We start from the raw sequence: 13,232 nt of genomic DNA on the forward strand, positions 1-13,232 counted from the left end.
CCATGACCATCGCGACGACCGACGTCATCGAGGACTTGGCCCCCACCGGGGTTCTGCGGGCCTCGATCAACCTGGGCAATCCGGTACTGGCGCACGGCACCGAGCGGGAACCCGGCGGCGTGACGGTCGCCATCGCACGGGAGGTCGCGGCACGGCTCGGCATGCCGGTGGAGTTCCTGTGCTTCGACGCGGCCCGCACGTCCTACGAGGCGATGGCGACGGGCCTGGCGGACCTCTGCTTCCTGGCCGTGGAGCCCGCCCGCGAGGCGGACGTGGCCTTCACCGCTCCGTACGTGGTGATCGAGGGTGTCTACGCCGTGCCCCAGGACTCGTCAATCGGCACGGCGGCAGACGTGGACCGGCCGGGCGTGCGCATCGGCGTGAAACGGGGCTCGGCCTACGACCTCTTCCTCACCCGCACCCTGCGGCACGCCGCGGTGGTGCGCGGCGAGGAGGGAGTGGAGGTGTTCCTCGCCGAGGGCCTGGAGGTCGCTGCGGGCATCCGCCAGCCCATGACCGGCTTCGTCGCGGCCCACCCCGGACTGCGGCTGGTCGACGAGCGGTTCATGGAGATCCGGCAGGCGGTCGGCACGACCCGGAAGCGGCGGCCGGAGACGGTCGCGTTCCTGCGTGAGGTGGTCGAGGAGTTGAAGGCCGGCGGTTTTGTCGCCGCCGCGCTGCAGGACGCGGGGCAGTCCACGACGCTGGTGGCGCCGCCCGCCCAGGGGTATTGACCCGCAGCGTCGTTCACGCGGGTGATGGGTGGGTGGCCGCCGGGTGCGCGACAGGGCGCCCCGCACAGACACGCTCGACCAGCAGCCGCCTGCCGTGAACGGTCGGCCGGGCATCGCGGTGGGACACGAAGACCTCCGTGTGGTGCAGTCCTGGACAGCTCCACCGCACCGGAGGTCTTCGCCTTGATCAAGCCCGCCCCGGTGTCGGCAACGCTCGTGACCAATACACCTGGGCCCTGGCCGCACGCCGGCTCGCCCCCGGCCGCCGCTGGAGTCGCCCCCGCCTGCGGTGCGTCGGGAGGCGGAGAGTCCGAAGCGTCCTCCTCGTCGTGGGTCGCCGGGACCATCCGGCAGCTTCCCCCGGGCCGCGTGCCGTGGGGGCATCCCGTGCCACGGCCCCGCGGCCCTCGCGGCCGGCGCCACCGCGTTGCCACGGGCGGGGACAGGCGGCGCGGCGGACCGCCGCCGACGGCGGCGGCACCCTCGACACGTCGACGAAGTCGGCTGGGATGAGACATTCCGGCCACGGCCGGTGGTTAAGGTCGCGTCATGTTAGCCGTGTTGGTCAACGGTCTGCCCGGTGCCGGGAAGACGACGCTCGCGCGGGCGCTCGCCCGCGAACTGGAACTCCCCCTGCTGAGCAAGGACTCCGTCAAGGAGACGCTGGCCGACACCCTGGCGGCGCTGCGCCCGGCGGACCGGCCCGCCCGGGAATGGAGCCGGTCACTGGGGGCCGCGGCCGCCGAGACACTGTGGACGCTGCTGGCGGACGCGCCGAGGGGGGCGGTGCTGGAGAGCCCCTGGCTCGCGCACACGCGACCGCTGGTGGCCGCGGGGCTCGCGCGCGCCGGGGCCGACGACGTGCACGAGGTGTGGTGCGCGGTACCCGCGGAGACGGCGCGCCGCAGGGTCCGTGATCGGGCCCCGCTACGGCATCCGGTCCACACCGAGGTGACGCGTTTCCCGGAGGAGGACTGGCGGTTGTGGGTGCAGGGCGCGGTGCCGCTCGCCCTGGGCCGGGTGCACCGGGTGGACACGACCCGTCCGGCGGACGTCAAGGCGCTGGCCCGCGCGATCACCGGGGGGTGAGGCCCGCGGGCGGCCACCCGGGCTTCCCCCCGCGGGTTGCCGCAAGGGGCTGCGCAAGGCCCGCGCGCCGCCGTAGCCTTCCGGTGCGAAGGCCGGTCGGCGAGGGGGCGCAGGGGGCCGCCATGAGGGGCACGTCCCTGGGCATCCGCACGGCGGGCCGCCACCGCCCGCGACCGTGCACCGCCGCCCTCGTCGCAGCGGGAGGCCGCCGGTGCCGACGCGGCCGGAACACCCGTACGGTTCCGGCCCGCGCCGCACGGTGCGCGCCCCGGGCGTACGGCGTCCGGCGTGGTCCCTCCCGGCGTACCGGGGCGCCTCCTGGCGCCGCGCCCCTGCCCATGATCACCTTCGTCAGCGGGTGGCCCGCACCCTCACCGTCCACGAGCCCGGTACGCCGGCCGGCGCGCCGGGCCGACCGAGGAGCCGTATGAGCATGCCCCAGCCCCGGCAGGCGTCCACGCGGACGCCCGGGGCACCGGAACTCCCTTACTACGAGGACTTCTCCCCCGGCAGCGGCGCCCTGCCGCCGCGCGCCTGGACCCCCGCCTCGGACGCGGCGCGGCTGAGCCTGAACGGCCTGTGGCGGTTCCGGCTGTCCCCGGCCGCGGAAGCCGAGGACACCGCCTTCGTCCGCCAGGACTTCGACGCCTCGCGCTGGGACATGCTGCCGGTGCCCTCCCACTGGCCGCTGCACGGCCATGGCGCGCCCTGGTACACCAACGCCCGCTACCCCTTCCCCGTCGACCCGCCGCACGTCCCCACCGAGAACCCGACGGGCGACCACCGCCTCGCCTTCGCGCTGCCGGAGACCTGGCCGGCCGGCGGCGAATGCGTCCTGCGCTTCGAGGGCATCGAGTCCTGCGCGCGGATCTGGCTCAACGGCGAGGAGCTGGGCGTCTTCAAGGGCAGCCGGCTGCCCGCCGAATACGCGGTGGGGCACCTGCTGCGCCCGGTCGGCAACGTGCTGGCCGTCCGCGTCCACCAGTGGTCCTCCGGCAGCTACCTGGAGGACCAGGACATGTGGTGGCTGCCGGGCGTCTTCCGCGACGTCACGCTGCTGCACCGGCCGGAGGGATGCGTGCCCGACTTCTTCGTGCACGCCGCGTACGACCACACCCGCGGCGCGGGCACGCTGCGCGTCGACGCCCCGTCCGGGTGCCGGGTCACCGTGCCCGAGCTCGGCGTCGACATCGCCGCAGGCGCGTCGGTCACGCTGCCCGTCGAACCGTGGAGCGCGGAGGTCCCGCGCCTGTACGCCGCAGAACTGGCCGGCGTGGGCGAGCGCGTCCCGTTCCGGATCGGCTTCCGCACCGTCGCCGTCGAGGACGGCGTCCTCACGGTGAACGGCCGGCGCGTCCTCTTCCGGGGCGTCAACCGGCACGAGTTCCACCCCTCGCACGGGCGGGCCCTGGACCTCGCGACGATGCGCGAGGACGTGCTCCTGATGAAGCGTCACAACATCAACGCCGTCCGCACCAGCCACTACCCGCCGCACCCCGCCTTCCTGGAGATGTGCGACGAACTGGGCCTGTGGGTCGTCGACGAGTGCGATCTGGAGACCCACGGCTTCGGCGAGGTCGGCTGGGCCGGCAACCCCGTGGACGACGACCGCTGGACCCCGGCGCTGCTGGACCGCGCCGACCGCATGGTCGAGCGCGACAAGAACCACCCCTCGGTGGTGGTCTGGTCGCTCGGCAACGAGTGCGGCACCGGCCGCGGCCTGTCCGCCATGGCCCGCCGCATCCGCGAGCGCGACCCCGACCGGCCGATCCACTACGAGGGCGACCTGTCCTGCGCCGACACCGACCTGTACTCGCGGATGTACGCCGACCACGCCGAGGTCGAGCTGATCGGCCGGCGCGAGGAGCTCCCCTGGGGCGACCCGGAACTGGACGCCAGGCGCCGCGCGATGCCCTTCGTCCTGTGCGAGTACGCGCACGCCATGGGCAACGGGCCGGGCGGCCTCGCCGAGTACCAGCGGCTGTTCGAGGCGCACGAGCGTCTGCAGGGCGGCTTCGTGTGGGAGTGGATCGACCACGGCATCGCCCGCCGCACCCCGGACGGCCACCGGTGGTACGCGTACGGGGGGGACTTCGGCGAGGAGATGCACGACGGCAACTTCGTGTGCGACGGGCTGCTCTTCCCCGACCGCACGCCGTCACCCGGTCTCGTCGAGTACAAGAAGGTGATCGAACCGGTCCGCATCGAGGGCGATGCCGCCGCGGGCACCGTGCGCGTCACCAACACCCATGACACCGCGGACCTTTCGCATCTGCGCTTCACCTGGACGTACGAGGTCGACGGGGTCACCGCGGCGCAGGACTGCCTGGCCGTGCCGCCGCTGGCACCCGGCGAGTCGACCGAGCTGAAGCTGCCCGAGCCCGCCGCGTCCGACCTGGTCGGGGAGGCGTTCTGGCAGGTGAGGGCGGTCCTGGAGCGGGACATGCCGTGGGCGGCGGCCGGGCACGAGGTGGCCTGGGGCCAGTGGCCCGCGCTCGTCCCGTCCACCGCGCGCGCCGCCGCGGGAGGTTCCGCGCCGCACTCGCCGCGGGCCGCCGAGGGAGGTGTCGTGCTGCTCGGTCCCGGTACGTTCGACGCGGCGGGCGGGGAGCTGCGCCTGATCGACGGCTACGCGCTCCGCGGTCCCCGGCTGGACGTGTGGCGGGCCCCGACCGACAACGACGAGGGCGCTCCCTGGCAGCCCGACGAGCGCTACGGGCAGTTGTGGCGGGAGGCGGGGCTGCACCGCATGCGGCACCGCGTCGACGAGGTCGTGGTGGAGGACGGCGGCCTGACCGTGCGGACCCGGGTCGCCCCTGCCGCCAAGGGGTTCGCGCTGCGCACCGTCTACCGCTGGACCGCCGACGGCGACCGGCTGCGTCTGGAGGTCGACGTCACGCCCGAGGGCGTGTGGACGCTGCCGCTGCCCCGGCTCGGCGTCCGGCTCGGCCTGTGCTCCACCCTGACGTCGGCCGAGTGGTACGGCGGCGGACCGGGCGAGGCCTACCCCGACACGCGCACGGCGTCCCGCATCGGCCGCCACACGGCGCCGGTCGAGGCACTGCAGACGCCCTACGTCCGCCCGCAGGAGAACGGAGCCCGCGCCGACGTGCGGTGGGTGCGGCTGCGCCGCGAGGACGGCACGGGAGTGGCCGTCGAGGGCGAGCCGCCCTTCTGGTTCACCGCCCGTCCGTGGACGACCGAGCAGTTGGACGCCGCCGCGCACACGACCGCGCTCGTGCCGGGCGACACCCTGTGGGTCAACCTCGACCACGCGCAGCAGGGCATCGGCAGTCAGTCCTGCGGCCCCGGCGTGCTCCCCCGGTACCGGCTGGACGCCGCCCCCGCGTCCTTCTCGTTCACCTTCTCCTCGCTGACCGGCGACCACTGACCGGGGACCACCGACCGCGGCGCCGCCGGACGGATCCCACCGTCCGGCGGCGCGCCGGGGCGCAGACCGGGTACGGCGGCCCCACCCGCGTCAGGAGCACCCACGTCAGGAGCAGCGATGAAGCGCGGATCGTTCTGGGGCCTGGACGGCTGACCCGGCCGGCCCGCGGGACGGCGCGGGACCGGGCCGGGTCGGCGGTCCATCCGGGGAGGCCGGTTATGCCGTGGCGGTGTCCGCCTGCGGAGCGGCCGTCCCGCTCCCGTCGGTGAGGGCGGGCCAGGCGCGGCCCTCGCCGCCCTTGGCGACAGCCCGCCACCAGGGGTCGAGGGCCAGACCGGCGGCGGGCTCGAAGGGCTCGCCGGGGCGGGGCACGGCGACCCGGGCGCCGGAGGCCAGGGCGGCGGCGACGGTGCCCTCCGCGGGCGCTTCCCAGGGGTGCGGCGCGAGGTTGAAGGTGCCCCAGTGGATCGGCAGCATCAGTTCGCCACGCAGGTCGCCGTGGGCGCGGACGCCCTCCTCCGGCGTCATGTGGATGTCCGGCCAGAACTCGCTGTAGGCGCCGATCTGCACCATCGTGGCGTCGAAGGGGCCGTAGGAGGCGCCGATCTCGGCGAATCCAGGGAAGTAGCCGGTGTCGCCGCTGTGGTAGACGCGGTGCTCGGGTCCGGCCACGACCCAGGAGGCCCACAGGGTGTGCTGGGTGTTGCGGATGGCCCGGCCGCAGAAGTGCCGGGCGGGTGTCGCGGTCAGGGTGAGCCCGCCGACCTGTGTGGACTCGTGCCAGTCCAGCTCGGTCATGCGGTCCGCGGGGACGCCCCACCGCTCCAGGTGCGCCCCGACGCCGAGCGGGACCACGAAGCGCGTGCCCGTACCGGCCAGCGCCTTGATCGTGGGCATGTCGAGGTGGTCGTAGTGGTCGTGCGAGATGACGATCGCGTCGGCCTCGCCCAGTTCCCGCAGCGCCACCGGCGGCCGGTGCAGCCGCTTCGGCCCGATGAAGGAGAAGGGGGAGCAGCGCTCGCCCCAGACGGGGTCGAAGAGCACGCGGTGCCCGTCGATCTCGGTCCAGACGGTGGAGTGGCCCATCCAGGTGAGCCGCAGTCCGGACGCGGGCGGCGCCGCCAGATCCGCAAGGGTGGACCCGTACAGCGGGATGTCGCCGCCCGGGGCGCGGCGCACCCGGTCCTCCTTGCGGAAGTAGGAACGCGCGAACCGCAGCATGGAACCCGAGGGCGCCGTCCTGGCGCTCACCGGGTTCGTGAAGACGCCGTCGGCGAAGTGGGGCGACCGCTGGATGCGCTCCATCCTTTCCCCGTAGGGATTGTCTCCGAAAGCGGGGATGAGACGGGCGAGCGGAGAACGCTTCGGACTGGAGCCGGTCACGGCACCTCCCGGTAGTCGGCGGTCACGATCGCGCCGTGACCGTGGGGGTCCCGGCAGCACCAGTATGTACAGCGACAACTCCTACATCGGTCATTCCAGTTCCGCGCCCCGTTGTCCATCCTGTGCGCGTCCTGTCACGGGGCGCGGACCCGGCGTGGCTATCCCCCGGCGCGGGGCTGCCCGTAGGCGCGCTCCACATGCAGCTTCAGGACCAGGCGCTTGTCCTCCACCATGGCGCGCCGGTAGTCGTCCCAGTCGGGATGCTCGCCCTGCACGGCCCGGAAGAGGTCGACGAGTTCCTCGACGGTCGCGTCGTTCCGGTCCGCGGCGACGGGGGTGAGTTCGGCCGTGCCCTCGGCGACCGTCCACGCCCAGCGGTCCGCGGTGGTCACGTGGTAGCTGGCGCGGGGGTCGCGCCGCAGATTGCGGGTCTTGGCGCGGTCGTCGGTGAGGGAGACCCGCAGCACCCGGGTCGCGGGGTCGTAGTGGTGGGTGACGTTGGAGATCTGGGGGCGGCCGTCCCGCTTGATCGTCACCAGCTCGCCCCCGTTGGTGTCGGCGAGCAGTCGCAGCAGTTCCGTATCGCTCATGCCCGCCTCAACGACCGTCCGGGGCAGAGGATTCCACCACCGCGCCGCCCGGGGTGAGGCGCACGTGGTGGGCCGTCCCGTCCGCCCAGTGGACGGTCACCTCGTGGCCGGCGGAGGTGGAGCGCACCTCGGCCTTCGCCGCCGCGGACAGCGGCTCCGGGTCCGGTGCGCCGGTCAGCCGCGCGGCGCACACGAAGAGGTCGCCGCTGCCGCCGTCGCTCCGGCCGGCGCCGGTGGTGAGGCCGTCGGCGGCCGGGACGACGGCGTGCGGGGTGCACGCGGTCGGCGCGGGCGGCAGCGCGGGGGCGTCGGTGAGTCCGTGCAGCGGCAGCAGCTCGGAGCGCAGCCCCTCCCCCGCCGGCCAGCCCGTCTGCCGTACGGCCGTGCCGGGCTCGGCGCCGGTGACCAGGTGGACGCGGACCTCGGCGGCGCCGCGCGCCAGGACGACGGCGACCACGTGCACGCCCCGGCCCGCCGTGGAGCGCGAGGCGGCCCAGCCCTCGCCCGCGCCGAGCGGGACGATCCCGCTCCGCGCGGTGACCGAGCCGTCGGCAAGCACCGGGCCGAAGTGGTTGTCGGGCGGATCCGCGGCGGACACCGGCGCCGTGGCGCTGGAGTACGCGAGGCGGGTGTAGTGCGGGTCGTAGCGGGCGTCCTCGCTGCCGTGGTTGTGCAGACGGACGACGCCGTCCGCGACGGTCGACTGCAGCAGCCAGTTGGGCGCCGGGAGCGCGGTCAGCGCGTCGGCCCGCTCGGCGGGCGCGGCCTCCTCGGGGGCCGTCCACACCTCGTGGTCCGCAGGGAGCAGCAGTCCGAGGAAGCCCTTGCTCGCCCAGTACGGGGACGCGGGGCCGGAGTACGCCTGGAGCACGGGCTCGTACGGGCCGTGCCACCCCAGCGACAGCAGCCCGTCGGGTCCGGCCGCGCCGCGGTCGAGGAAGTGGCGCAGCGCGCCGGAGGCCAGCCGCCGGGTGGTGCCCGCGGTGAGCGGGGTGTGGCCGGTGAGCGCGCCGAGCCACAAGGGGCAGGCGGTGGCCATGCGGTAGGTGAGGGAGCGCCCCTGGTGCACGGGCGAGCCGTCGGCGCCGAAGAGCCGGGCGTAGTCGGCGAGGTGGACGCGCAGCCGCGCGCCGTAGCGGTCGAGGCGGTCGGTGTCCCCGGAGAGCCACGCCTCCAGCACGGGGTACAGGTGCAGGGCCCAGCCGTTGTAGTAGTCGAAGGCACGCCGGTCGCCGTCGGTGTACCAGCCGTCTCCGACGTACCAGCGCTCGATGCCGTCCAGGCCGCGGGTCACGGCCTCCTGGTCGCCGAGGAAGCCGGCGACGGTGACGGGGAACAGCTCCCAGTTGCAGGCCCAGGGTTCGGCGGTGACCGCGCGGGCCAGCCACGCGCCGGCGCGCTCGCGCACCGCGTCGTCGAGCCGGTCCCACAGCCAGCGGCGGGTCAGGCGCAGCGCGAGGGCGATCGAGGCAGCCTCGACGAGGGGCTGGCTGCGGTCGGCGACGACCGGCCAGTCCTCGGGTCCATCCCCGCCGGGGCGGGCGGTGCCCGCGGCCAGGCCGTCGGCGTACCGTTCCAGGAGCCCTTCCGGGTCGTCACCGTCGGCGCCCGCGACGCGGATCGCGGCCAGCAGGAAGGTCCGCGCGTAGCCCTCCAGCCCGTCCGAGCGCACGCCCGAGCTGCTGGGGCGGGCGCCGGGCAGGTGGTACAGCGCGCGGCCCGGGGTGGCGTGCGGGGCGACGGCCGCGAGCAGTCCGTCGGCGACGGCCTCCCAATGGGCCCGGGTCCATCCGGTGCACGGGCTCAGCACCCGGTCCTCGGGCGGCAGGACGAAGGGGTGCGGGGGCGCGGAACGGGTCACGGGGTGGCTCCTCTCCGGCCGCTGGGTGGGCCGTCGTGGACCCTACCCGCGGGGGCAAGCGCTTTCTAGACCGCGCGTACGTACGGCACCTCAGCGCACCGGCACGTCCGTCTTCCGTCCCAGGTAGGTCAGCGGCCCGGGGTCCACGACCGGGATCACCTGGAAACCGAGGCGGTCGTAGAAGGCACGGGCCGGGGTGTTCGCCGTGACCATGCCCAGATGGACGGCGCCGGCACCGCGCGCCGCGAGCGCCGCGAGCAGACGCGCCATCAGTTCCCTGCCGTATCCGGCCCGCTGGTACTCGGGCAGCAGGTCGATGTGCAGATGCGCCGGATGACCGGCGAGTTCCGGGAGGATCATGCGCTCGGGCCAGTGCAGCAGCCTCGCCATCTCCTCGTCCGGGGTCAGCGGCACGCCCTTCGGCGCCGGGTGGCGGTCCGCGACCGTCGGCAGCCACTCGTCGCGGAAGCGCCGCACGAAGGCCGCCGTGTCGGCGGCGCCGACGACGTAGCCGACGACGCGCGTCCCGTCGTCCACGACGAAGGCGAGGTCCGGTTCCAGGTGGGCGTACGGGCCGGCGAAGATGTCGGGCAGCAGATCCTGGTCCGCGTACAGGGCGCGGGCGTCGCCGCCCTCGTGGCCGGTGCGCACGCAGACGTCGTAGAGGTCCGCCCGGTCCTCCGGGCGATAGGGGCGGATGGCCGCACGTGAGGTCATGCGGACATCATGGCCACATGGGAGCGCTCCCACAACCCCTTCGGCAGGGAGCGATAGGCTGAACGAAGGGCCCACGGAACGCGGCCGAGGGGAGATCGCCATGGCCCCGGGCACCGAGACACCGGCCGTCACGCGCGGCCCCCACCGGCTGTACGCCGAGGTCTCCCCCGGCGCGGGCACTCCCGTCGTCCTGATGCACGGCTTCCCCGACAACTGCCGCCTCTACGACCGGCTGGTGCCGCACCTCCGGGGCCGCGTGCCCGTCGTGCGCTTCGACTTCCTCGGCTGGGGGCGCTCCGACAAGCCGCCCGGCCACCCCTACTGCGTCGCCGAGCAGGAGGCCGACCTCGCCGCCGTCGCCGACTCCCCGGCCACCGGGCTCCGCGACCGCCGGCTGATCCTCGTGGCACACGACGCCTCGGGGCCGCCCGCGATCGACTGGGCGCTCGCCCACCCCGGCCGCGTCGCCCGGCTCGTGCTGCTCAACACCTACTACCACTGGACGCCCGCCCTGCGCCGGCCGCCCGCGATCGCGCTCTACTCCACCCCCCTGCTGCGCGCCGCCGCCCACGCCGTCGCCCGGCGCCGCCCCGACCTCGACCGGCGCCTGTTCGCCTGGCAGATCGGCTCGTTCATCCGCGACCCCGTGGCGCGCGAGGCGTACGTGACACTGCTGTACGAGGAGTTCCCTGCCGCGCGTCCGGCCTTCTGGCGCCTGAACGAGGAGCTGCCGCGGGCGGTGCTGAGCCGCCGCCGGCGCATCCCGGAACTCCAGGACTTCCAGCCGCGGGTCCGCGTGGTCTTCGGCGCCCGGGACCGCTGGCTCAACACCCGCGTCGCCCGCCAGTTCGCGGTCCTCTTCCCGCACAGCGAACTGCGGCTCCTCCTGCGGGCCGGCCACTACGTACAGATCGACGAACCCGCCCTGGTGGCGGGCGCCATCACCGCCGTGTAGCCGGCACGGGACCCAGCGGGGGGTCGGCGAGCGCCGGGCGGCGCCGCAGCAGCATCGTGCGCAGAGCCACGGCCGGAGCGAGCATCCGGGACGGCGGCGCGGTGAGGGCCACCACGTCCCGGAAGGCGGAGCCGACGACCGGATCGACGGCGGCGCGGGCCACGAGCCGTTCGACGTACCAGCTCGTGAACCGCTCGCCGAGGCCCGGGGCGGAGGACTGCCCGGCGTCCACGTACGGGCGGTCGGCGCCCACGGCGGTGAGCCAGGCGGCGTCCGCCGCGCGGGCGACGGCCCGCTGCGCCCGCGCCGCCAGGCCCGCGCGCGGGCCGCCGTCCGCCAAGGCGTCGCGCAGGGCGAGCGCGCCGACCGCCGCCACCGTCATGCCCTGGCCGTAGACGGGGTTGAAGGAGCAGGCCGCGTCGCCGACGACGACCAGCCCCTCGGGCACACCGCCCGGGGCCTCGTAGCGGCGCCGCCGGTTGGAGGTGTCCCGGAAACCGATCACCGGGGACAGCGGTTCGGCGCCCCGCAGCAGTTCGTGGAGGTAGGGGTGGGCGAGCCCGGAGGTGAACTCGGCGAAGCCGCCCTCGTCCGTGGGCACGTCGAGACCGCCGATCCCGGACACCGTGAGGATCCACGTGCCGTCCTCCAGCGGCAGCAGCCCACCGGCGGCCGGGTTGTCCGGCCGGTACTGGACGTACACCCCGGTCCCCGGGGGCTCGGGCAGCCGCAGGACGCGCGACGCGTACTGGAGGCCCGGGTCCACCGACTCCTGGGCGGGAGCCGCCCGTCCCAGGGCCTCCAGCCACTGCGGCGTGCGCGAGGCGCGTCCCGACGCGTCCACCACGAGGTCCGCGTCCATGTCCCGCTCCTGGCGCCCCGCGCCGCGCGGCCGCACGCGGACACCGGTGACGCGGTCGGGGCCGCCCAGCAGGCCCACCGCATCGGTCGCCTCGACGACCTCCACCGCCGTGCCGGAGGCGGCGGCTGCCGCAAGGACACGGGTGCGGACGACGTGGTCGAGCAGTGGGCGCGTGCAGGAGATCAGCGAGTGCCGGCCCTCGTGGAACCGGATCTGCCATCCGGTCAGGCCGCAGGTCAGCAGGTCACGCGGCATGTCCAGGCGGCGGGCGCCGGCCGCGGCGAGCTCCGCGCCGCTGCCCGGAAGGAGCTCCTCCAGCGCTTCCTGGCCACCGGTCAGCAGGATGTGCAGGTGCCGGGCCTGCGGCACGCCCTTCCGGAAGGCCGGGCCGTCCGGGTAGCGATCGCGTTCGACGACCGTCACCTTGCGGACGTGGCCGAGCAGCGCCCGTACGACCAGCATCCCGGCGAGGCCGCCGCCGATGACCACCGCGTCGCCCTCGCCGCCGTCCATGAGCGCTCCCCCGGTCGTCCACCGCCGACGCGCCCAGCCTCGCGGGCTCCGGCACGCCGGTCAACTCCGGTGCGGGTTCGGGCTTGTACGGAATCCCCACGCACGTCCCACAGGGAGCGGCCGAGTCCATCTCCGCCCGGCCCGAACCCCTCACGTCCCACGGCGGGTTCGAAGGTCGGGACGTGGCGCCGCGGACACCCGGGAGCGTCAGTGGTGCCACGCGCCCGCGGCGGCGGCCTCGTGGGCGAAGTCGCGGAAGTCGCGGGGCGTGCGGCCGAGGACCCGTTCGACGTCGTCGGTGAGAAGGGCGTTGCGCCCGTCGAGCAGGTCGCCGAAGAGCTGGACGAGGAAGCCGACGGTCTCGTCCGGCAGCCCGAGGGCGGTGAGGTGCGGGGCGTACGCGCGCGGTGGAACGGCCGTGTAGCGGACGGGGCGGCCGGGGCGGCCGGTGGCGGCGCCGATCTCGGCGGCGGCGTCGGCGAAGGTGAGCAGGCGCGGGCCGGTCGCTTCGTAGACGCGGCCGGCGTGCCCGTCACCGGTGAGCGCCGCGACGGCGAGATCGGCGATGTCCCGGGCGTCGACGAAGGGTTCGCCGACCGTTCCGGCCGGGAAGACGATTCCGCCGTCGAGGACGCCGTCGCGGAACAGGCCCTCGCTGAAGTTCTGGCAGAACCAACTGGCCCTGATCACCGTGCAGTCGGCGCCCGCGCCCCGCACCGCGTCCTCGGCGGGCCGGGCGAGGTCCTCGCCGCGGGCGGACAGCAGCGCGATGCGGCGCACGCCGCTCGCTGCGGCCGGCGAGGCGAGGGCGCCGAGCGTGGCGGCGGCTCCCGAGTCGCCGATGTCGGGGTGACAGGCCAGGTAGGCGACGGTCGCGCCGTCGAGCACGGGTGCCCAGGTGGCGCGGTCCGCCCAGCCGAAGGGCGGTTCGCCGGAGCGGGAGGCGGTGCGTACGGCGAGGCCGCGGGCGGCCGGCGCCCGGACGACGTGGCGGCCCGTCTTGCCCGTGCCGCCGAGGACGAGCGCGGTGCCTTGGGGCAGCGGTGTGCGTGTCTGCGTCAGGCTCCCTAGTGAACCGACCATGGAACGAGACGGACCATGGATGATCGGCTCCACTCCATACGCGAGCGTCTACGC

10 protein-coding genes are annotated in these 13,232 nt (G+C 75.0%); 4 read left to right on the top strand and 6 right to left on the bottom strand.

The features are described from left to right. Positions 1 to 2 precede the first annotated feature (2 nt). The 3 genes from ACIP98_RS08035 to ACIP98_RS08045 all read left to right on the top strand — a co-directional run bounded on the left by ACIP98_RS08035 (position 3) and on the right by ACIP98_RS08045 (position 5,214). Positions 3 to 734, top strand: a complete 732-nt coding sequence (locus ACIP98_RS08035; protein ID WP_401974334.1) for a transporter substrate-binding domain-containing protein — start codon at positions 3 to 5, stop codon at positions 732 to 734. Positions 735 to 1,283: 549 nt separating this feature from the next. Then, positions 1,284 to 1,823 (top strand): AAA family ATPase, encoded by a 540-nt coding sequence (locus ACIP98_RS08040; protein ID WP_319657974.1) that lies wholly within the window; start codon positions 1,284 to 1,286, stop codon positions 1,821 to 1,823. Between the two features lie 427 nt (positions 1,824 to 2,250). Continuing rightward, positions 2,251 to 5,214, top strand: coding sequence for a glycoside hydrolase family 2 TIM barrel-domain containing protein (locus ACIP98_RS08045; protein ID WP_401974336.1), 2,964 nt, complete (start codon positions 2,251 to 2,253; stop codon positions 5,212 to 5,214). Between the two features lie 216 nt (positions 5,215 to 5,430). Here ACIP98_RS08045 and ACIP98_RS08050 read toward each other — a convergent pair whose 3' ends face one another. From ACIP98_RS08050 to ACIP98_RS08065, 4 genes are all read right to left on the bottom strand, one after another. Beyond that, positions 5,431 to 6,597 carry an MBL fold metallo-hydrolase gene (locus ACIP98_RS08050; RefSeq protein WP_319657972.1) on the bottom strand — a complete coding sequence of 389 codons (1,167 nt, stop codon included), beginning with the start codon at positions 6,595 to 6,597 and terminating at the stop codon, positions 5,431 to 5,433. A 158-nt stretch (positions 6,598 to 6,755) separates the two neighbouring features. Then, positions 6,756 to 7,187, bottom strand: a complete 432-nt coding sequence (locus ACIP98_RS08055; RefSeq protein WP_319657971.1) for a PPOX class F420-dependent oxidoreductase — start codon at positions 7,185 to 7,187, stop codon at positions 6,756 to 6,758. Positions 7,188 to 7,194: 7 nt separating this feature from the next. After that, entirely contained in the window at positions 7,195 to 9,048 is a 1,854-nt protein-coding gene (locus ACIP98_RS08060) for a DUF2264 domain-containing protein (RefSeq protein WP_401974339.1), read from the bottom strand. A gap of 90 nt (positions 9,049 to 9,138) precedes the next feature. Next, positions 9,139 to 9,765 carry a GNAT family N-acetyltransferase gene (locus ACIP98_RS08065; protein ID WP_319657969.1) on the bottom strand — a complete coding sequence of 209 codons (627 nt, stop codon included), beginning with the start codon at positions 9,763 to 9,765 and terminating at the stop codon, positions 9,139 to 9,141. A gap of 100 nt (positions 9,766 to 9,865) precedes the next feature. Between ACIP98_RS08065 and ACIP98_RS08070 the strand changes: the two genes are divergently transcribed. After that, positions 9,866 to 10,720, top strand: coding sequence for an alpha/beta hydrolase (locus ACIP98_RS08070; RefSeq protein WP_319657968.1), 855 nt, complete (start codon positions 9,866 to 9,868; stop codon positions 10,718 to 10,720). Here the strand turns inward: ACIP98_RS08070 and ACIP98_RS08075 are convergent. Both ACIP98_RS08075 and ACIP98_RS08080 read right to left on the bottom strand, forming a co-directional pair. Continuing rightward, positions 10,707 to 12,095 (bottom strand): NAD(P)/FAD-dependent oxidoreductase, encoded by a 1,389-nt coding sequence (locus tag ACIP98_RS08075; RefSeq protein WP_401974342.1) that lies wholly within the window; start codon positions 12,093 to 12,095, stop codon positions 10,707 to 10,709. The two genes, ACIP98_RS08070 and ACIP98_RS08075, sit on opposite strands and share 14 nt — an antisense overlap. A 207-nt stretch (positions 12,096 to 12,302) precedes the next feature. Continuing rightward, positions 12,303 to 13,178, bottom strand: a complete 876-nt coding sequence (locus ACIP98_RS08080; protein WP_401974344.1) for an NmrA family transcriptional regulator — start codon at positions 13,176 to 13,178, stop codon at positions 12,303 to 12,305. Positions 13,179 to 13,232: the final 54 nt, after the last annotated feature.

It is taken from the genome of Streptomyces sp. NPDC088354 (assembly GCF_044753585.1).
Classification (GTDB): domain Bacteria; phylum Actinomycetota; class Actinomycetes; order Streptomycetales; family Streptomycetaceae; genus Actinacidiphila.